We start from the raw sequence: 19,221 nt of genomic DNA on the forward strand, positions 1-19,221 counted from the left end.
CTGTTTTGATACTCTTGTTTGCTAACTTAAAAGCTTAAGAAAACCAAAAGATCAGAAGCAGGGATCAAATTGACTACCTGCTTCTCTATTTTATGAAATGCTTAGAATTCACCATCCGCCTGTGAAAACGGTATATTAAGTCTGCTTTCCACGGCCCGAAGCCTTTGGTTCAATCTTTGAAGGCGGCGGGTATGACGTTCATCATTTTGATTGAACCTGTCGTGTTCCTGGTTAATCCGTTTAATTTCTCTATTGATTCTGGTAATTTCCTGGCTTATTCTGGTCAATTCTCTTGTTTGCCGTTCATTTTGCCTTTCAAGGGCGTCCAACCGCCTGTTTATGCCCTGGAACTGTGACTGTTCTCTGTCGGGGTCGAAATCATCCTGAAATGATTCATACGGATGAAAGTATTCCTGCTGTTGTGTATACGGTACAGCTTCATGTTCAAATTCCATATACGGATTAAATTGTTCCTGATTTTGAATATAAGGGATATATTGATGTTCTAAAGGTAAATACGGATTAAATTGTTGTTGTACCTGTCTGTAAGGATCTTCAGGGACAATAGGAGTGAAATCATCCTCCGGAATAAACTGGCCATTTTGATGTGGTGGAAATCCAGGGTGAAACAGATAAGGATTCATAAGGGTCAACTCTCCTCTTTCACGTTAAAGTAGGGATAAATCCCTTATAAGGTATGTGGGCAAAGGGTAAGTGCCACGGCAAAAGCCTATGAAACCCATATTGAAAAGAGTTTGAGCGATTATTCTGTGTAAGATATTGGGGTTAAAAATAAAGAAAAAACTAATCTTATTGTAAATATAGGCTCTAAAAGAAGGAGTGCTTTATGACCAAAAAAATTGGACATGTTACGGTCTTGGTTAGGGACTATGATGAAGCTATAGAATACTATACAGACAAACTGGGATTTGTGCTGTCTTCTAACAATGATTTTGGAAATGGTAGGAGATGGGTAACAGTTTCACCTTCGAAAGAAAGTGCCACAGCTATTGTATTCGTCCTAGCGGATACAGATAAAAAGGACGAGCGCGTGGGCAGCCAGGCAGCCGACCATGTCTTCCTCGTAATTGAAACAAATGATTGTCATGGAGATTTCGAGAAGATGAAATCAAAGGGTGTCAAATTTTACGGGGAACCTAAGGAAGTTCCATGGGGGATTGAGGTCGTTTTTGAGGATTTGTACGGGAATCGATTTGATTTACTTCAGCATAATGGATTATAGGAGTGGCTATTAGTGTTGGACGGCATGTTCCCACTAGAGATATAAAGTATTCATCGTTGCGGCGGATCCTCACAAAATTAGGTAGACAGTGAGACTACACCAATTTACATACCTGCAAGCCGTTTCTTTACCTAAAAAAAGCTGACAATGTCCGCTTTTTCGAATTATATGGGGAAGTTTTAGTAACCATATGGGTAGGGGACAACAAAAGGAAACACAAAGGCATAGTAAGGATAACGACGGCGCCGAAAGCGTCTAAATCTGCGTCTGTAGCCTCTAGGATATCAGCCATATCCATCAAATCCATGATATCCACCATACCCGCCATGTCCACCAAATTCCCTCATGTCGTCCTGTTCGCCATCTCATCTTCAGGTACTAACATAGTTACACCCGTGTGGTCCATATTATCCAATATTCCTTCAACTCTTGAACCATCCTGCATATGGGCTGTAACGGAATAATTCATATATCTTTGGCATCTTCTTCTTAATTCGTCATCATCTTGATTCATCTGTTGCTGTCTATTCATCTCTTGGGGAGCCAGGGAAGCACTATTTACCTGGTTGTAATTGTAATTGGTACTTATTCCTCCCCGAGGATCTAAGGGAAAACCATTGACATTGTTATAAACCATATACATACCTCCTTTTTCAAAGATATGATATTCGCCTAGAATGAAAAAGTGACAGTTATTGTTTTTGGAAGAGAGTTGAATGGATTCATGTATAAAACTAACGAATTCAAATTTTGAAATTGTTAAACCCTAAGTGTAGAATTAGCTGTGCTTCAAATTCTAAAAGTATACGAAAGGGAATAACAGCACAGTAAAAATGAGAATAGTCCACCCATAATTATTGAAAAAATGGTTTAATTAAATGAAAGTCAACCAGTAGAAGGAAGCCGCAGGTGAAATATGGTGAAATTTAATGACTATATAAGTATCCTTATCCACCAAACGGATTTATCCCTCACAGGCCTTATTAAGAGTAAATTGGCCCCGCTTAACCTTGCTCCTGAACAAAATTTGATTATGCTTCTCTTATGGGAACAAGATGGGCTAAGCCAAAATGAAATTGCGGAAAAGCTGAGCAAGGATAAGACGAATATTGCGAGGATGGTATTCAATTTGGAAAAGAAAGGATTTATCAGAAGGGACATTAGCCAAACCGATCGTCGTTCATTAACGGTCTTCCTAACAGATGAAGGGCATGAACTGGGCAAAAAGGTAATACCCATAACGGAAGAATTTAATCGGACTGTTTGCAATGGGATTACAGAGGAAGAATTGAAGACCGTAAGAGAGATTCTTGGGAAAATGCGCCAGAATGCGAAATAAACATAACTGCAAGAGTAACATTCTGGCCAAAGCAACGAAAAGTTAAGCAATTTGCTTGAAACTATCCTTTTGCGGGAGTAAGATAAAACGGCATCAAGCAATTAGAAATAGAGCTGCTTGGTGGAGAAATGCAGAGTAATGACATTTTATTAACGAAAAGAAAGGGAGTTGAAAGGATGAATAACGCCAATTAGTTGCTGTAGCAACATTGTGAAGTAAAGATATTCGTTTTAGATATTCTTTTGTCCATTTTAGGAATGAAGTCACCCCAAAAAACGAGTCTTTTTGCTAAGTTTTAAATATACTAAGACTTTTTCCTTGATATCGGGAAAACGCTTTGCTATTTTGCTTCGGAAATGGGGAATTATTTAAGTTATGGTAAAATAGTTAAGTTGTGATTTTAATCTGGTAAAAAGAAAGAAGAGATCAATATGGAAAAACCGAAATTATGGACGAAGAATTTCTTAAGCGTTTCGTTTGCAAGTTTTTTTATTTTCCTTGTGTTTTATATGCTAATGGTAACCCTTCCTATTTATATTTCGGATGAGCTTAACGGGAGTGGAAATGTTATTGGATTGAACACGGCAATTTTTGTTCTTTCCGCAATCATTTTTCGTCCGTTTGCAGGTCAGTGGCTTGAATCGGTAGGCCAGAAAAGAGTTTTATTGATCGGGGCTTCGATTTTTTTGGCCGGATCCGTGTTGTATATAGCTACTAAGTCCGTTTTATTGCTTTTATTGCTGCGTTTTTTCCATGGCATTGGGTTTGGGGTGGCGACGACCGCGACTGGTGGGATAATCGCCAACGTTATACCTGACCAACGCCGGGGCGAGGGTATGGGCTATTATTCGACATTCATGAATATCGCAATGGTTATTGGCCCTTTTTTAGGCCTTTCCGTTGTTCATGGTGGAAATTATACTTTATTGTTTAGTTTGGCTATCCTATTTGCTGTCCTGGCTTTGGTATGCTCCATTACACTTTCGCTTACGGAAGAGAAAAAGGCACAAAAGGTAACAGCGGGTTTCCGATTGGCAGATTTATTTGAAAAGACTGCTATGCCAATTGCACTCATAGGTTTTACGCTATCGATTGTTTATTCGGCTGTTCTGTCGTTTATCTCTATTTATTCAAGAGAACTGGGCTTAGCTGAGACAGCCAGTTTCTTCTTTGTTGTGTATGCAATATGCCTTCTCCTCTCCCGTCCTTTTACCGGGAAATGGTATGACCAGTATGGGGCAAATGTAGTTGTCTATCCATCCATTTTTCTATTCGGTGTCGGGATTTTGTTGCTGAGCCAAGCTTCGACCAGTTTCATGCTATTAGTGGCTGGAGGAATTATCGGCGTGGGGTTTGGAACTTTAATGTCTTCATTCCAATCGATTGCGATCCAATCTGCCGCTCCAAAAAGAAGGGGGCTCGCAATGGCGACATATTTCGTATTATTTGATCTAGGCGTTGCAGCCGGTTCATTCTTGCTGGGAATATTAGCTGCTTATATTGGGTATGGCTCTGTCTATATGGTGAGTTCCCTGATTGTCTTCTTTTCAATTGGGCTATATTATTTGCTTCAAGGCAGAAGAGTGAGGAAGCAACTTCCTGACAACGGAAAGTAACGTGGGTAGGCTGCTAAATAAAGTATGAGGATTTAGGGAATAATTTAAGAATCAGTATATGTATCTTTATTTAGGAGTGATAGTTGTGGAAGATTTCGGCCTTTTAATTATAAGAGTTATTGTTGGGCTATACTATGCTGCACATGGTGCGCAAAAAGCGTTTGGTTGGTTTGGGGGCGGAGGGCCTGAAGGAACAGCAGGCTTCTTTGAACAAATCGGGATAAAGCCAGGTAAACCGATGGCGCTATTAGCCGGTTTGGGAGAATTTGTGGGAGGCATCTTATTTTTGCTTGGATTTCTCACTCCTTTGGCAGCACTGTTAATCATAGTCCCTATGATCGTGGCGATTAAAACTGTTCATGGGAAAAATGGCTTGTTTTCAGATAAAGGCGGCATTGAATATAACGTCGTCCTTATCGCAATTGCTTTAGGAATCATGTTAACAGGTCCAGGTGAAATATCTCTGGATGACGCATGGAACTTGTATTTCTGGTAAAATAAATGCAAATCAGACTATGCTCGCATGTTTATGCCGGCATTTTCTATGTGATTGAAAGTTAACGGCCTTTATTCTAGAAGGGCCGTTTTTTATTGGAAGAACTTATGTCCCTGGTTTCCATCACTTCGCGGAGAATTTTCTAAAAAAAGAAAATTAAGTGGCATAAATTCAATAATGATGCGTCTAGATAAATAAAAGATATTAGTGGAAAGCGGATGGGGCGTTGGACAACAACGATCATGTTTTCATAAGTATTTATCCTTTTTTTATTGAGCTGAAATGGTTAACCGCCAATTAATTCTAAATATATTTATATGACATAATTTTTTAAATTGCAAAAAGATTCTATTGACCTTATTTTTCGAGCTTGTTATAATCGTTTTATTATTTTTAAATAGCAAGCGATGATCGTTGTGGGTAACACTATAACGGGAGCAGCTTCTGGAGAGACCGCATATGCGGCGCCGAAGGATTCACGATCTCAGGCAAAAGGACAGAAGAGTAACTTATGGCGTATCTTAGGTTATTCTGCTGACTGTTGAGATTGGAGTTTATCCAATCTTTTTTTATTATAATGTAAAAAACTTCTTCAAGGAGATGGACAGGATGAGACGTGCAGTAGTAAGTGTGGTCGGGCAGGACAAGGTAGGCATTATTGCGAAAGTGACAACGGTTTTATCAGAGAATGACGTCAATATTCTCGATATTAGCCAGACGATATTACAAGACTTTTTTACGATGATGATGATCGTCGATGTTACAGGAAATGAAAATCTGGATCGTCTTCAAGATTTGCTTAATAATGTAGGGGACGAGCTTTCATTGAAAATAAACATCCAGCTGGAAGAAATATTTCAAGCAATGCACCGTGTGTGACTAGGAGGGGAAATGGATGACAATTGCACTTGATGAAATGATGGAAACGATCCGGATGATTCAGATGGAAAATCTGGATATCCGCACCGTTACGATGGGAATCAGTCTTCACGATTGTTCCGATTCCGATTTTGAGGTTATGAACAAGAAAGTATACGAGAAAATTGTCAGCTATGCGGCAAATTTAAAGGCAGTCGCTGAAGATGTGGAAAAAGAATATGGAATTCCCATCATCAATAAGAGAATATCCATTACACCTATTGCCGAAATCTTAGGCAATGCTACGAAGGAACAGGCAATTGAATTGGCTAAAACTCTGGACAAGGCTGCGGTTGAACTTGGTGTCGATTTTATCGGCGGATATTCTGCGCTTGTACATAAAGGAATCACAAAGGGTGACCAGACGTTGCTTGACGCCCTTCCGGAGGCTTTAAGCGTAACAGAGAGAGTTTGTTCTTCGGTTTCGGTAGCTACAACTAGAACAGGAATCAATATGGATGCAGTTCGCCAGATGGGCCAGATTATTAAAGAGGCTGCTGAACGGACAAAAGACCAGGATGGAATGGCCTGCGCCAAACTGGTTGTATTTTGCAATCCGGTGGAAGACAATCCGTTTATGGCGGGAGCTTTCCATGGAGCCGGTGAAGGAGAAGTTGTCCTGAATGTGGGGGTGAGCGGCCCCGGGGTTGTGCTAAATGCACTAAAACGCCATCCAGATGCAGATTTAGGTGAAGTCTCAGACGTTATCAAAAAAACCGCCTTTAAAATCACCCGAGCCGGGGAGTTAATTGGGCGTGTTGTCGCAGAACGGTTGGGCGTTCCGTTTGGAATCATGGATTTATCGCTGGCACCGACGAATGCAATGAATGATAGCGTTGCGGAAATTCTGGAAGAAATTGGGCTTGAACGTGTGGGCACTCATGGAACGATTGCTGCGCTGGCGCTTATGAACGATGCAGTGAAAAAAGGAGGCGCCATGGCAAGCTCGTATGTGGGAGGCCTTAGCGGTGCGTTTATTCCAGTCAGTGAGGACAATGGAATGATTCAAGGAATTGTGGATAATGCTCTGACTCTTCCGAAGTTGGAAGCAATGACATGTGTTTGTTCGGTCGGCCTTGATATGATTGCCTTGACCGGTGATGTGTCGGCAGCAACCTTGTCAGCACTGATAGCTGATGAAGCAGCAATCGGTATGATTAATAAGAAAACGACAGCAGTCAGGGTTATCCCCGTACCTGGGAAATCAGAAGGGGATATGGTAGAGTTTGGAGGATTGCTCGGCCGTGCGCCTGTGATGGGAGTCAATCCATATAGTTCCGAAAAGTTAATCCGGCGCGGCGGGCGTATCCCAGCGCCACTTCAGGCACTGATTAATTGATTGGGTAACTATATAATTAGTGAGAGAGTTGGCTCTACGAGTGGTAGAATCAACTCTTTTTCACGTTATTGATATGTCATGTGATTTTGTTGATAAAAGTTTGACTTTGTTAGGATGTTATTTAAAACTGTTTAAACATGTTGAAATGTCGAGCATAATTATTGGAAATAATCTTGAAATTAAGATACGCAGTCAATTAAGTTCATATAAAATTTAGAAAAACCTGCTTGACATATTACCATTTCTGTACCAATTATTATAGTAACGTAAAAGAGAGTGGACAGGAGTGATACAGATGGGGTTGCCTGACAAATTTATGGAACGGCAAAGTGGTTTAAATTCCGGAACACAAATGAAAAAGGACCATTTTTTACAGCATTTAACGGTCCAGAATGTATCATCAGGACTTATTTCGAGCACGCTGGTTATGACAGGCCCTGCAATCATCATTTTAGAAGCTGCAGCTGCAGGCCATTTCACGGATCAGCAAACAATCAATTGGATGTTTGCCGTATATTTTTTCGGGGGGCTGTTCGGTATCCTTATGGCAATGCTAAATAAAATTCCCATTACCGGCGGTCACTCCATTACAGGTGTTGCTTTTTTGGCAACTGTGACATCCCATTTTACATACCCTCAGCTTATCGGCGGTTACGTTATGTCCGGGCTCTTGATTTTTCTTGTGGGCATTTCAGGATTGTTTACAAGAATCATTAAGTGGGTTCCAAAGGAGATCATTTCTGCGATGCTGGCAGGTTTGGTAACCGGTTACGTGGTTAAACTCGTTCCTTCTATTAAAGAGTTACCATTGGTTGGGGTAGCAGCACTGTTAGGTTTCTTCATAACTACGAAATTCAGCAAGCGATTGCCAGCTGTAATGGTAGCGGTAGCCATCGCTTTCGCTGCTCTGGCTGGGACAGGTGGTTTAAATATAAGTACTGTAGACATCCCGTTTTCCTTTCCGTCCTTGCAAACGCCTGAATTTTCTTTGATGGGACTGCTTACACTCGCGCTTCCTCTTGCGATGTTGATTTTGAGTAATGATGCGGCTCCAGGTATCGGGGCTTTGGAAAGTTCCAACTTTAATCCTCCGATTCGAAAAATCGTTTCTATCAGTGGGATTTTTTCGATGATTACTTCTTTTTTTGGAGGGCAAAGTGCTAATATCGCAGGCATGATGACAGCAATCAGTGCCGGACCTGATTCAGGTCCTAGGCCAAAGCGATATATAGCAGCTATCGTATCGGGCATCGTAATTCTATTGTTTGGAATCTTTGCATGGAAAATCGTCCCGTTCATTCAATCATTGCCAAAAGCATTTATCTCTCTTCTAGCGGGTTTTGCACTGATAGGAGTTTTGCATTCAAGCCTGCAGATGGCATTTGCCGGAACGAAATATCGTTTAAGTGCGTTATCGGCGTTTATTATTGCACTTTCAAACATATCTGTTCTACATATAAGTGCACCGGTGTGGGCTCTTATATTCGGTGCAGTTATAGCACGTACTGTAGAAAACCGGGATGTATAAGGAGCACCTACGCAAATCACAGCCTTGAACGAAGGTTAGCCCGTAGGCATTTTCCGCCGACAGGCTAACCAATCATTCATAAGTTGGGAAGAATCTAGCTACCTGTGAGGATTTGAAGAGATTCACGAATTTTCTTACCGTATTTCCTTTGATTCTTCATTATAATGTTCGCTCAAATAAGGGTTTTCAGTTGTTGCATAGTTGACAGAGAGAAGACTGATATCCGGATCCAGGCCGTATAAACCTTTTTCCAGCTTATCCACTGATTCCCCGCTTTCAAACTGCGGTTCTTTCTCTTTATCATATACCATCATCTTCACCCTCCTATTGGTTGGACTTTCTTGCACTACAACATACATTTCCCTTAAAAAATATAAATATACCGCTGCATTTTTACGTAGCTTTTTAGGAGAGAGTTATGCATATATTATTTTTTGCTCCCTATTTTAACCAGCCAAGAGGAAATTCTACCACAATCAAAAGAATAGTTCATTTCCTGCATAAGGAAAATATAAATACATCGGTCATCCCTTATTTAGAGAAGGATAATTGGTACTTTCCGAAAGCTGATATCTATCATATTCTGCATGCGACCCGTTTCTTGAAATGGTCCCGGGAGAATGGGTTCGTGTTGGACCGGCCTTACGTGGTCACGATGGGCGGTACGGATATCAATATTGATTTGCAGAAAGATATGGACAATGAAATGTTTGCCTTCCTGGACAATGCCAAATATATTACCGTGTTTACGGAGGATGCAAAGGAAAAAGTGAATCATTTATCCGCGAAATGGATGGAAAAAACGATTGTCATTCCTCAAGGCGTTTCGCTGCCGTGGAATATTTCAAAAGGGGGCCAGGAAATGAAACCTTGCATTCTTCTCCCTGCTGGTTTACGTCCGGTTAAGGATGTTCTTCACGTTCTTCCTGCGCTAGATCGGCTAACAAAGGACTATACTGGCATCGATTTCACTATTCTTGGAGCAAATTTGGACGAGAGTGTTTTTATGGAGGTCCAAAGAGCGGCAAGCATGAGAAAGTGGATGAAGTATGCAGGTGTCGTTCCTTATGAGGTTATGAAGATTTGGTATGAACAAGCCCAAATCGTCATAAACACTTCCCAATCGGAAGGCCAGTCCCTTGCTTTGATGGAAGCTATGGCAATGGGCCGCCCTGTTATCGCGCGTAAAAATGAAGCCAATGAGGCTTTGATCAGTCATGGTAAGACTGGCTGGCTTTATGACACCATGCCTGAATTTGCCGAAGCAGTCGAAACGATTGTCAACGAACGTGACTTGAGAGACAAGGTGGTCCACCAAGCCAAGGAATGGATATTAAAATATTATTCACCGGAAAAAGAGGCCAGGGAATATAAAAGGTTGTATCATACTATATGATATGACCTATGTATAAACACTTATAATCTCTAAGCCCTGGAGTTTTTCTTGGCATAGTATGTGTCCTCCTAAAATACATTGATGATATGGCACGCATGAGGAGGATACATGCACATGGAAATTAGTATTACACACGTCAAGAAAAAGGCCCTGTCAGCTTTACACGGAAAATGGGGAAAGGGTGTACTGCTTACCTTTATATTATTCTTCATAACAGCCATAGTGCCGGCCATTATTGAGATTATGGTAAGCGGAGGGTTCTCCAACTGGTTAAGTCAGGAGCGAGTGCCGGTTGCAGCGGATGTTATTAATATTGTTATCGCTATCATTTTAATTCCGTTATCCGTATCTGCTTATTGGTTTTTTTTATCGATTGCAAGAATGGAAAGACCTTTGGTTTCAGAAGTGTTTGGTGTATATAAGGATGGAAAAGCCTCCCTCCAATTAATTCTGGTTTCACTCTTAATGGGAATCTTCGTATTTTTATGGTCTTTACTGCTTATCATTCCTGGAATTATCAAGTCACTTTCCTACTCGCAAACTTTCTTTATCATGAGGGATCATCCGGAATACTCGCCATTACAAGCAATAAGCGAAAGTAAGCGGAGAATGAAAGGATTCAAGTGGAAGTACTTTTTGATGAACCTAAGTTTTATCGGCTGGGGCATTCTTTGTGTTTTTACAATGGGGATTGGTTTTTTATGGCTTGCTCCTTATATATCAACCTCCATGGCAGCATTTTATAATGAATTAATAGAGGTGGAATGACCGGTTAGTGAAGGGAACGGGAGAAGTTTTCTTCATGTAAAGGGCTATATGGCGGAGTGGATGGGAGTGAAAGCGAAATCCACTTTTTCCATGTAGCCCTTTTTCTGCCTCAGGAAAATTTGTGAATTAGTAATTTAATGAAGTATATCACTATTTCTATCATGACTGTAAAATAAGAGGAGGGGGGAATGTATTGAAGGTATTTGTCGGCTCAATTATTGTTGTGATTTTATTATGTATAGGGATCTGGTTGTTGTTATCACCTTCATTTAAAAAGGTCGGTGATACAGCCCGAAAGGTAAAAAAGAAATTAAGGGAGGACAAAGATGGAAACGGCAACAAATAAAAAGAGAAAAAATGGTAAAGTTATCGGCGGCATTATTGTCGGTGCAGCCATTATGCTTGCAGTCTTTATCACTACATTATTTATCGAGAAAATCCCAAATGGCTATGTGGGAGTTGTTTACAGCCCTAACGGAGGGGTTCAAGATGAGACGCTTGGCCAGGGCTGGCACCTTGTGGGCTTATTTGACAAAGTGACAATCTATCCTGTAAGAATGCAAACCGTTAACTATAATGATATCCAAGTCGCTACTTCGGACGGTAAAAACGTAACGATCGATTTTGCGTATAATTATAGTATCCAGCCAGACAAGGTAGTAGATGTATTTAATAAGTTCGGCCCGATCGAGGTTGAACAAATAGAGGATTCGTATTTAAGGACACGGCTTTGGGATGCCGGGCGTAAAGCCATCGCTAAGTATTCGGTTATAGACACTTACGGGGAAAAATCTTCGGAAGCGGCTGTCGACGTACAAAAGATCTTTGCGGATGACATTCTTGAGTTGGGATTTGCAGTAGATAACTTGACTCTAGGTGTACCTAAACCGGATAAAGCCACACAGGCGGCGATTGATAAGCGGGTGGAGGCAGCACAGGAGCTGGAAAGGAAGCAGATAGAGCTGAAAATTGCCAAAGCAGAAGCGGAGAAAAAACAAATTGAAGCAAAAGGAATCGCTGATTACAACGAAACGATAAAAAAATCGATATCTAAAGAAGTCATCCAAAATAAATGGATAGAGAAATGGGACGGTAAGATGCCGAAAGCAACTGGGTCCAACCAGATGATTCAGATTCCTATTGACGAGAGTCAAAAGTGAGCAAATAGAACTGGGGTTAATATGGGTCTGTAAAATCAGGCCCTTTTTATCGTGGGGAAATTTGAAGAGAAAGAAGAGGTATCCGTCAAATATGGATACCTCTAATTGAGAATATGAGAATGAAAATGAGAATTTATAGTATACTATATTTTTTATCAATTTAGCTACTGACTATACTTGAACTGGTACTGACAACCCAAGACCTTGCGCAACGCGAGTTCCATATTCTGGATCAGCTTTAAAGAAGTGCTGGATTTGGCGAAGCTTAATTTCTTCAAGGGCAACTGGCTTCATAGCTCCTACGATATTTTCCACCAAGCGTGCGCGCTCTTCTTCACTCATCAGGCGGTATAAGTCACCTGCTTGTGTATAGTGGTCATTATGGTCATAGGCAACACTTTCAGCAACACCAGAGATTGGAAGCGCTGAAGTTTTATGTTCAGGAGCTTCTTTTGGTCCGCTAAAGCTGTTTGGTTCATAATATACAGAACCTCCGCCATTGCTGTCGAAACGCATTTGTCCATCACGCTGATAGTTGTTCACTTCAGCTTTTGGACGGTTGATTGGAAGGGCATTATGGTTTGCCCCAACACGGTAGCGGTGTGCATCTGAATATGCGAACAGACGGCCTTGCAGCATCTTGTCCGGAGACGCTTCGATACCAGGTACGAAAGATCCTGGTGAGAATGTAGCCTGTTCTACTTCAGCGAAGTAGTTTTCAGGATTTCTGTTTAATACCATACGTCCAACTTCCATTAACGGGTAGTCTTTTTGTGACCAAACTTTTGTTACATCGAATGGATCGAAGCGGTAAGTATTTGCATCCTCAAGTGGCATGATTTGTACATATAGCTTCCAAGCCGGGAAGTCGCCGTTTTCGATGGCATTGAATAGATCCTCTGTATGGTAATCAGGGTTTTCCCCTGCAAGCTTGGCAGCAAGGTTTACATCAAGGTTTTTAATGCCTTGTTCTGTCTTGAAATGGTATTTCACCCATGCGCCTTCGCCTTTTTCGTTCACCCATTTGAATGTATGGCTTCCGAAACCGTGCATATGGCGCAATGTTGCAGGAATACCACGGTCAGACATCAAAATAGTTACCTGATGGAGAGATTCTGGAGAAAGTGACCAGAAATCCCATACGGCTGTAGGATTCTTTAAGTGAGTTTTTGGATCCCTCTTTTGAGTATGAATAAAGTCAGGGAATTTAATCGCATCACGAATGAAGAAAACTGGTGTATTGTTTCCGACCAAGTCATAATTTCCTTCTTCTGTGTAAAATTTAACGGCAAAACCGCGCGGGTCACGGACAGTATCGGCAGAACCAAGTTCACCGGCAACAGTTGAAAAACGGATGAACATTGGTGTGCGCTTCCCTACTTCAGAGAGGAACGCAGCCTTTGTGTATTTGGAAACATCGTTTGTGACTTCGAAGTAACCATGTGCACCGGCACCTTTAGCGTGCACAACACGCTCAGGAACACGTTCTCTGTTAAAATGAGCAAGCTTTTCAAGAAGGTGGACATCCTGGATCAATGTAGGACCGCGCTGGCCTGCTGTCTGGGAGTTTTGGTTATCGCCTACCGGGGCTCCCCAACTGGTGGTGAGATGTTTATTCGTACTCATAAAAAGGATCACCTCTAATAGATTTTTTAATATATGCTTATAATAGCATTTAGTAAAAAAAAATCAATACTTTTTTATAATAATTATAAATAAATAAGTAGTTTAAAGGTAGATCAGTTTTTCCTTCTGGTAACTGGGGAACAAGCATATCTCATCTTTATAACTGCCGAGTGTAGACTGTTTAATTAGTTTTATCAACATAATAAGAAAGATTAAGAGGAAGGAGGATACTGAGCAGAAATACTTTATAAAAGAAAAATAACCCCTATACACGGGGTTACGTAAATGCATTTTTATTAATTAAACTATGCTAGAGGCTGTAGTTGAGAATTGACAAGCAGGGGGGTTAGTCCCTTTAAACTCGTAGAGACTTCAAGAAACATTTATTTACTTTTCCCTCGCTGCCGGCCGGATGCTCATACGGGTGATAATTGACAGCCGCAATCCTAATTAAAATGTTTGTTGTTGCTGAAGCTGCATCAGACATTGCTGTGCAAGCTGCTGAATTTGTTGCAGCTGTTGGACAGCATTCATTTCCCGCTGTGCAAATACTTGGGCTTGCATTCCGAATTGAGCCCCATTTTGTTGTTGCTGAAATAGCATTGCATTCTGTCTTTCCTGTTGTTGCAAGATTTGGGCAACCTGTTGAATTTGCTGAAGCGATTGTTGTGCCGCGATTGCAGCTTGATAAATTTGTTGTGGCATTCCTCTTCACTCCTAATCCATTTTTTAGTACAAGATATAGAATGGCCTTTTGAACTTAAAAATATTCCAGGGCATGATCCATGTTTCAAGACGAATGAAGGCTGCCTGCTTTCACAGGCAACCAATCCATATATCATTAGGTTTTATTGATGCTTAACGAGAAGAGTTCGGTGGTGCAACTTGTCCAGACAATTGGGATTGAGCTGTAGCGATCAGACGTTTTACGATTTCACCGCCTACTGAACCGTTTGCACGCGCTGTTTGGTCAGCTCCAAGCTCAAACCCAAACTCAGCTGCGATTTCATACTTCAGCTGCTCAATTGCCATTTCTGCACTTTGTACTAAAAGGCGATTGCGGCCTCCACGACGATTAGACATGTTTCGTCACCTCCTCATTACCTATGTTCTCTTATTGTTAAAAACAAATGCATTCAAAATTTGGGAATACGTATCGTTGAACAATTCTACTATTATAAGATGTTAATTGTTTTTCCCCACTTGAAAGTATATTCGGTTGCCAAGGGAGGTGGGGAACAGATCCAAAATGCGTTCATTCTTAAGGAGGATTTGCAAAAATACTATTAATGAAATATTTGATTAAGTTAAGGAAGTACTGACATCCTGTTTGATTTACATAGGGAAAAGGAGAAGTAACGATGGATGGAAGAAAGATTCGGGAGTTACGAAGGGAAAGAAACATTTCAATAACAGAACTGGCGGAATTCATGTAATTCAAAAAAATCGCAAAGGAACTACAAGTAGATGTTCATTCTTTATTAATAACGATCAAACAAAACCAAATCCCGTCCGTTTAGATAAAGAAGTCATTGATCTGGCAATGGAAATGAACAAATCCAATATTGATAAGGAAAAGCTGCGACAGTTAATACAGTTGTTAAAATGAAGGCTGCAAATCGGTAGGTAAACTATTGATTTGCAGCCTTTATTTTTTTATTCCGCATTAACCGTCAGTAGGTTCCGACTGAAGAAAACCTTCTTTATGTTACTGCAGCTTTTCTATACTTTCTTCATCATTTTATTTCTTTTCTACATAAGTAAAGTCAACTCTCCATAACTGGAAATCAAATTATTCTTTATTTATAAGGAAACAAGCGATAATTGTTCTTTATTAAGAATATTAGGCCGTTTTAGGGGTTTTTCAAACAATTAACCATGATATATACTCAATTCATGAGTTCTTTACAAAGAACAAACTAAACCGATAAAACGGATGATTAAGGAAGTTGTTCGCTGTATTCTACCATAAACCTTTAGAGGTTTGTTCGTAATCTAGTAAAAAATAAGTTTGTTCACTTGTAAGAACAAACGAAGGAGTTTAGGAGCATCATAGGCTTGCTGTTAGAGCAAATATGTGGATTGACCATTGGGACAGGCAATTTAGATTGAAACATGGCGGTCAATGATTTAGAGGATATAGAAAGTAAAAAAGAAGCAGGATACAGCAATGATTGAGGGTTCAACAGTAACAGTGAAGAAAGCTGAGAAGATTAATGAGGTTGAAGGAGAAGAGATTGATTCTTTAGCTATAAATAAGACAGTAAACAGATTAAATAAAAGGCGGGGAAAAATGAAAAAGGTAATGAAACTCACCAGTAGCGCAATTAGTTTTCTACTATTCTTAGTTCTTATAGCAATGATTTTTATGGTTATTTCTTCGAAGGCATCGGGCGGAGAACCACAAGTATTTGGATACCACTAAAATCAGTTCTCTCAGGTTCGATGGAGCCGACATTTAAAACCGGCTCGATTATAGCCATCAAACCGGTAGAAGATGCAACCAGCTTAAAAGAAAGGCGATGTGATTACATTCCAGGAGCAAGAAGACAAGGTTGTAACTCACAGAATCATTGAGGTCATCAAAAATGGTGAAAACACCATGTATCAAACAAAAGGTGACTATAATGAAGACGCTGATACTCAGCCAGTATTAGCACCAAATGTAATTGGAACATACACAGGTTTCACGATCCCTTATCTGGGATATTTCATAGATTTTGCTCAATCCAGCAAAGGAACAGCTATCTTGCTTATCGTACCAGGTGTACTGTTACTCCTTTACTCTGCGATCACCATCGTTGGAGCACTAAGAGAACTCGACAAAACAAGCAAGAATCAGGAAACTGAAAAACCAGCTTAAGATTGATTGTACTCCTTGGAAACGTGAGGGTTCAATTTAGTAGGCGGCGGAACTTGGGCAGCATTCATTGACACGGCAAAAATCAACAACCATTTTGCGTCAGGGGAACTAGATCTGGCTGTTGGAAAAAGTGGTTCTAAACCTATTAGCTTTGACCTTAGCAACTTGAAACCTGGTGACAATGTACAAAGGATTTTTAAATTAAACAATGCCGGTACATTAGCAATTAAAGAGGTGTTGTTGGATACCACTGCTGGTAACTTTTTTGATGGTGGAGATAAGTCTTCTCAATACCGAATTTTTATCTCAGTTTGTAGTTAACTTTGCACAAGTTGATGGTGAATCTACTCATTGAGAGCCTAGAAATAACGTTGTTAAATCTAACGAAACATTAACTTTAGCCGATCTAGTTGGAGGTCCATCTGTATATGGTGATAAAATTAAAAATGAGTATAAAGGTGCAGGCGGTAAAATCAATCTTGCTCCACTAACAGTAGCTGCAGGGGCAGAGGCTGAAAGAGGTATCCCTGTAAATCCTGTAGACAGTGATGAAGTGTTTATTCAGATTACCTATAAGAACGAGCTTGCAAAAGATGCTAACGGCGAATATCTCCAAAACAAATATATAATGACAAAATTGACTTTTTCTTCAACCTTGAAGCAACTCAATGGGATGTTGTACATGTAGATACTCACAACGGTAATGGTGCTGTGAACAATGGTGTACAAAGTTCTTCAGAGGGGCCTAATACACCTGATCCAAAAACTATAGATGCAATACTAGGACATACTCAAGAAACAACAGAAGTAAACGCCGACGACCAATAATTTATGAAATTTTTTCTATTCATGTCATGAATTTTTTTTACATAAGCGAGCCATTTCTCAAAGTAAGGAAGGTTAAACAATGAGGAGTATTCTTTTAACAATCACTATCCTATTATTATGTTCACCGATACAAGTGTTTAGTGAAGCTAACACTGAAGAGGCTAATTCATTAGAAGAAGCCGACATCTCAGAGGCACAAGAAGTTCTTTTTAATGTCAGCAACTTTAAGCCAGGAGATTCCTTTACACAAGTTCTTATTGTTAAAAACAGTGGGCAAGAAGATTTTGAATATAATGCAAAAAGTAATTTCACTGCTGGATATAAGGATCTTTATGAACAATTACTAGTGAAAGTAGAAGATGCTAATAAAACAGTTCTATACGAAGGTTCATTGTCTAGTTTCAGTAAATTTGCTTCACGGTCTTTAGTGAGTGGCGGCACAGAAGATTTATTTTTTACGATTGTAATTCCTGATTTAGATAATAAATTTCAAGGTACCTTCTGTGAATTCGAATTTGGATTATATGTTGAAGGGACAATCGGTGGTATTCTACCGGCTGATGGCCCAAAGGTTCCGAGTATAGGACCTGGTATGACTGATGAGATTATAACAAGCACAAGTGCAGCTTTATTTACAGGTGGAATGATGTTTTACCTGCTTCAGAGAAGAAGAAAACAAATTAAGAATAATGAAATCCGACCTTGATGAAATGTTACATAAAATTGAGGTCTTTTTGTGTTTTTGATTTACTAACTGTATCAAATCCTTTCAGTTGATTTTAAGCGAGAATTAATTTGTTCTATATTTAGGTTTATTATAAAGAACCAAAAAATGAGAAATAGAACTTTATGATGAAACATAGAATCGTTAAGGGAATATTCAATTTTATTCTTTTTAAAGAACTAATATGTTCTTTTTATAGGTTGAAAACTGAGTGTCAGGTAGATATAATTTAAACTAATAGTTCTTCATAAAGAACAATTGCTAAAAAGGTTTATTTACAAAGGATAATAAAGGGGCCTATCTCCACTTTTTTTAGAGGTGGAGAAATGAAATTACATAAGCCAAGAAGGTTTTTAAAAGGAATGCAATTATTTAACCGGGGGTGGACATGTCCATGAGGAAAAAAAGATCAGCAACAGAGAGACAAAGGAAAAAGCGGAACAGGAACGCTTATCGCATCGCCAGTATGTTGTCTATAGCATCGTTCGGTATCGTGCAAACAATCCCTTCTTCTTACTCAGCCTTTTCAGATGTGGCAAAAGTAGAGAACGGATTCGTTTCAGCTTCCTTTGTTTTTCCAAGCACAATCGAAGATATAGTAAATGAAGTAACGAAACAGAAAGAAATTGTGGATGAGGCTAAAAAACAGGCAGCAATCATTCTAAAACAATGTACATCTACACCCGATTCCAAATCGGCTAAGGAATGTGCAACCGAAATTGAAAAGTTGCTGGAATCAGCAAGTAAGGAAGCGAATATGGGGTTAGAAAAAGCTGCAGAGATTGATCCTTATGTAACTCGAGCAAAAAAAGAAGCGAAGAAAGATAAGTCTATGAAGGCAATTCTTACTCTTGTACAAGAGGGAGAAAAGCAGGTTCAAGTATTGAGGCAAAATATAAATACAGGTATAAGAGAAATGGAAAAAATGGCTGACGATGCTGATGAGTATGTAGAGGCTAAAATACTTGAGGAAAAAATAGCAGAGGAAGCACTCCGGAAACAGATGGAATTAGAAAAACAGTTAGCAGAGGAAGCACTCCGGAAACAGATGGAATTAGAAAAACAGTTAGCAGAGGAAGAAGCGAAGAAGCAGGCTGAATTAGAAAAGCAGTTAGCGGAAGAAGAGGCGAAGAAACAGGCCGAATTAGAAAAGCAGCTGGCGGAGGAAGAAGCAAAGAAGCAGGCTGAATTAGAAAAGCAGCTGGCAGAGGAAAAAGCAAAAAAACAGGCTGAATTGGAGAAGCAGTTAGCGGAAGAGGAGATGAAGAAACAGGCTGAATTGGAAAAGCAGTTAGCAGAAGAGGAAGCGAAGAAGAAATTAGAAGAAGAGAAAAACAAAACTGAAACAGGAAGTGAAACATCAAAAGGTGATCAATC

Annotated in this window: 18 protein-coding genes, 3 pseudogenes and 1 riboswitch; of the genes and pseudogenes, 15 read left to right on the forward strand and 6 right to left on the reverse strand. The window is 39.9% G+C overall.

Features of this window, described 5'->3' with window-relative positions:
- Window positions 1-101: 101 nt before the first annotated feature.
- Window positions 102-455 carry a hypothetical protein gene (locus CUU64_RS14200; protein ID WP_101634296.1) on the reverse strand — a complete coding sequence of 118 codons (354 nt, stop codon included), beginning with the start codon at window positions 453-455 and terminating at the stop codon, window positions 102-104.
- Between the two features lie 392 nt (window positions 456-847).
- Here CUU64_RS14200 and CUU64_RS14205 point away from each other — a divergent pair, with 392 nt between their 5' ends.
- Window positions 848-1,243: a VOC family protein gene (locus CUU64_RS14205; protein WP_101634264.1), complete on the forward strand. Its 396-nt coding sequence runs from the start codon at window positions 848-850 to the stop codon at window positions 1,241-1,243.
- Between the two features lie 343 nt (window positions 1,244-1,586).
- On the opposite strand, the gene CUU64_RS14215 is transcribed toward CUU64_RS14205, so the two are convergent.
- A complete protein-coding gene (locus CUU64_RS14215; protein WP_101634266.1) occupies window positions 1,587-1,880 on the reverse strand; it encodes a hypothetical protein in 294 nt (97 codons plus the stop codon).
- A 279-nt stretch (window positions 1,881-2,159) separates the two neighbouring features.
- Here CUU64_RS14215 and CUU64_RS14220 point away from each other — a divergent pair, with 279 nt between their 5' ends.
- From CUU64_RS14220 to CUU64_RS14245, 6 genes are all read left to right on the forward strand, one after another.
- Window positions 2,160-2,582: a MarR family winged helix-turn-helix transcriptional regulator gene (locus CUU64_RS14220; RefSeq protein ID WP_101634267.1), complete on the forward strand. Its 423-nt coding sequence runs from the start codon at window positions 2,160-2,162 to the stop codon at window positions 2,580-2,582.
- 431 nt (window positions 2,583-3,013) lie between these two features.
- On the forward strand, window positions 3,014-4,198 hold the full coding sequence (locus CUU64_RS14225; protein ID WP_101634268.1) for an MFS transporter: 1,185 nt from the start codon (window positions 3,014-3,016) through the stop codon (window positions 4,196-4,198).
- Between the two features lie 85 nt (window positions 4,199-4,283).
- The gene (locus CUU64_RS14230) at window positions 4,284-4,694 is read left to right on the forward strand and encodes a DoxX family protein (RefSeq protein WP_101634269.1); all 411 of its coding nucleotides are present in this window, start codon (window positions 4,284-4,286) and stop codon (window positions 4,692-4,694) included.
- Between the two features lie 434 nt (window positions 4,695-5,128).
- Window positions 5,129-5,204: riboswitch (glycine riboswitch) on the forward strand.
- Window positions 5,205-5,294: 90 nt separating this feature from the next.
- Complete coding sequence (locus tag CUU64_RS14235; protein WP_101634270.1) at window positions 5,295-5,573, forward strand: ACT domain-containing protein; 279 nt, start codon at window positions 5,295-5,297, stop codon at window positions 5,571-5,573.
- Between the two features lie 16 nt (window positions 5,574-5,589).
- On the forward strand, window positions 5,590-6,951 hold the full coding sequence (locus CUU64_RS14240; protein ID WP_101634271.1) for a PFL family protein: 1,362 nt from the start codon (window positions 5,590-5,592) through the stop codon (window positions 6,949-6,951).
- A 295-nt stretch (window positions 6,952-7,246) separates the two neighbouring features.
- Window positions 7,247-8,479: a benzoate/H(+) symporter BenE family transporter gene (locus CUU64_RS14245; protein ID WP_101634272.1), complete on the forward strand. Its 1,233-nt coding sequence runs from the start codon at window positions 7,247-7,249 to the stop codon at window positions 8,477-8,479.
- A 134-nt stretch (window positions 8,480-8,613) separates the two neighbouring features.
- Here the strand turns inward: CUU64_RS14245 and CUU64_RS14250 are convergent, their stop codons facing one another.
- Entirely contained in the window at window positions 8,614-8,793 is a 180-nt protein-coding gene (locus CUU64_RS14250) for a hypothetical protein (RefSeq protein WP_101634273.1), read from the reverse strand.
- A 104-nt stretch (window positions 8,794-8,897) separates the two neighbouring features.
- On the opposite strand from CUU64_RS14250, the gene CUU64_RS14255 reads away from it, so the two are divergent.
- From CUU64_RS14255 to CUU64_RS14265, 4 genes are all read left to right on the forward strand, one after another.
- On the forward strand, window positions 8,898-9,875 hold the full coding sequence (locus CUU64_RS14255) for a glycosyltransferase (RefSeq protein ID WP_101634274.1): 978 nt from the start codon (window positions 8,898-8,900) through the stop codon (window positions 9,873-9,875).
- A 114-nt stretch (window positions 9,876-9,989) separates the two neighbouring features.
- On the forward strand, window positions 9,990-10,643 hold the full coding sequence (locus CUU64_RS14260) for a DUF975 family protein (RefSeq protein WP_308302381.1): 654 nt from the start codon (window positions 9,990-9,992) through the stop codon (window positions 10,641-10,643).
- Between the two features lie 193 nt (window positions 10,644-10,836).
- Window positions 10,837-10,989, forward strand: a complete 153-nt coding sequence (locus tag CUU64_RS22060; RefSeq protein WP_180954608.1) for a hypothetical protein — start codon at window positions 10,837-10,839, stop codon at window positions 10,987-10,989.
- A complete protein-coding gene (locus CUU64_RS14265; RefSeq protein WP_101634275.1) occupies window positions 10,970-11,803 on the forward strand; it encodes a prohibitin family protein in 834 nt (277 codons plus the stop codon). The genes CUU64_RS22060 and CUU64_RS14265 overlap by 20 nt, the downstream gene beginning before the upstream one ends.
- Before the next feature lie 171 nt (window positions 11,804-11,974).
- On the opposite strand, the gene katA is transcribed toward CUU64_RS14265, so the two are convergent.
- The 3 genes from katA to CUU64_RS14280 form a co-directional block, all read right to left on the reverse strand.
- Window positions 11,975-13,429: a catalase KatA gene (gene katA / locus CUU64_RS14270; RefSeq protein WP_101634276.1), complete on the reverse strand. Its 1,455-nt coding sequence runs from the start codon at window positions 13,427-13,429 to the stop codon at window positions 11,975-11,977.
- A 450-nt stretch (window positions 13,430-13,879) separates the two neighbouring features.
- Window positions 13,880-14,134: a hypothetical protein gene (locus tag CUU64_RS14275; RefSeq protein ID WP_101634277.1), complete on the reverse strand. Its 255-nt coding sequence runs from the start codon at window positions 14,132-14,134 to the stop codon at window positions 13,880-13,882.
- A gap of 153 nt (window positions 14,135-14,287) precedes the next feature.
- A complete protein-coding gene (locus CUU64_RS14280) occupies window positions 14,288-14,512 on the reverse strand; it encodes an alpha/beta-type small acid-soluble spore protein (protein WP_101634278.1) in 225 nt (74 codons plus the stop codon).
- A 1,210-nt stretch (window positions 14,513-15,722) separates the two neighbouring features.
- Here CUU64_RS14280 and sipW point away from each other — a divergent pair.
- The 4 genes and pseudogenes from sipW to CUU64_RS14305 form a co-directional block, all read left to right on the forward strand.
- Window positions 15,723-16,292 (forward strand): annotated as a pseudogene (sipW, locus tag CUU64_RS14290) (signal peptidase I SipW).
- Window positions 16,293-16,331: 39 nt separating this feature from the next.
- Window positions 16,332-16,613, forward strand: a pseudogene (locus CUU64_RS23180) (TasA family protein); the annotation flags it as partial.
- Between the two features lie 586 nt (window positions 16,614-17,199).
- Window positions 17,200-17,826 (forward strand): M73 family metallopeptidase, encoded by a 627-nt coding sequence (locus CUU64_RS14300; protein WP_101634280.1) that lies wholly within the window; start codon window positions 17,200-17,202, stop codon window positions 17,824-17,826.
- Window positions 17,827-18,238: 412 nt separating this feature from the next.
- A pseudogene (locus CUU64_RS14305) lies at window positions 18,239-19,221 on the forward strand (hypothetical protein); the annotation flags it as partial.

It is taken from the genome of Bacillus sp. V5-8f (assembly GCF_002863565.1).
In the GTDB taxonomy this organism is placed as follows: Bacteria; Bacillota; Bacilli; order Bacillales; family DSM-1321; genus Peribacillus.

Coding starts and splice junctions, on each gene's coding strand:
- CUU64_RS14300 (WP_101634280.1), top strand. CDS start 17,200: ATGAGGAGTATTCTTTTAACAATCACTATCCTATTATTATGTTCACCG.
- CUU64_RS14220 (WP_101634267.1), top strand. CDS start 2,160: ATGGTGAAATTTAATGACTATATAAGTATCCTTATCCACCAAACGGAT.
- CUU64_RS14240 (WP_101634271.1), top strand. CDS start 5,590: ATGACAATTGCACTTGATGAAATGATGGAAACGATCCGGATGATTCAG.
- CUU64_RS14205 (WP_101634264.1), top strand. CDS start 848: ATGACCAAAAAAATTGGACATGTTACGGTCTTGGTTAGGGACTATGAT.
- CUU64_RS14260 (WP_308302381.1), top strand. CDS start 9,990: ATGGAAATTAGTATTACACACGTCAAGAAAAAGGCCCTGTCAGCTTTA.
- CUU64_RS14280 (WP_101634278.1), bottom strand. CDS start 14,512: ATGTCTAATCGTCGTGGAGGCCGCAATCGCCTTTTAGTACAAAGTGCA.
- CUU64_RS14275 (WP_101634277.1), bottom strand. CDS start 14,134: ATGCCACAACAAATTTATCAAGCTGCAATCGCGGCACAACAATCGCTT.
- CUU64_RS14255 (WP_101634274.1), top strand. CDS start 8,898: ATGCATATATTATTTTTTGCTCCCTATTTTAACCAGCCAAGAGGAAAT.
- CUU64_RS14245 (WP_101634272.1), top strand. CDS start 7,247: ATGGGGTTGCCTGACAAATTTATGGAACGGCAAAGTGGTTTAAATTCC.
- CUU64_RS14225 (WP_101634268.1), top strand. CDS start 3,014: ATGGAAAAACCGAAATTATGGACGAAGAATTTCTTAAGCGTTTCGTTT.
- CUU64_RS14215 (WP_101634266.1), bottom strand. CDS start 1,880: ATGGTTTATAACAATGTCAATGGTTTTCCCTTAGATCCTCGGGGAGGA.
- katA (WP_101634276.1), bottom strand. CDS start 13,429: ATGAGTACGAATAAACATCTCACCACCAGTTGGGGAGCCCCGGTAGGC.
- CUU64_RS14265 (WP_101634275.1), top strand. CDS start 10,970: ATGGAAACGGCAACAAATAAAAAGAGAAAAAATGGTAAAGTTATCGGC.
- CUU64_RS14250 (WP_101634273.1), bottom strand. CDS start 8,793: ATGATGGTATATGATAAAGAGAAAGAACCGCAGTTTGAAAGCGGGGAA.
- CUU64_RS14235 (WP_101634270.1), top strand. CDS start 5,295: ATGGACAGGATGAGACGTGCAGTAGTAAGTGTGGTCGGGCAGGACAAG.
- CUU64_RS14200 (WP_101634296.1), bottom strand. CDS start 455: ATGGAATTTGAACATGAAGCTGTACCGTATACACAACAGCAGGAATAC.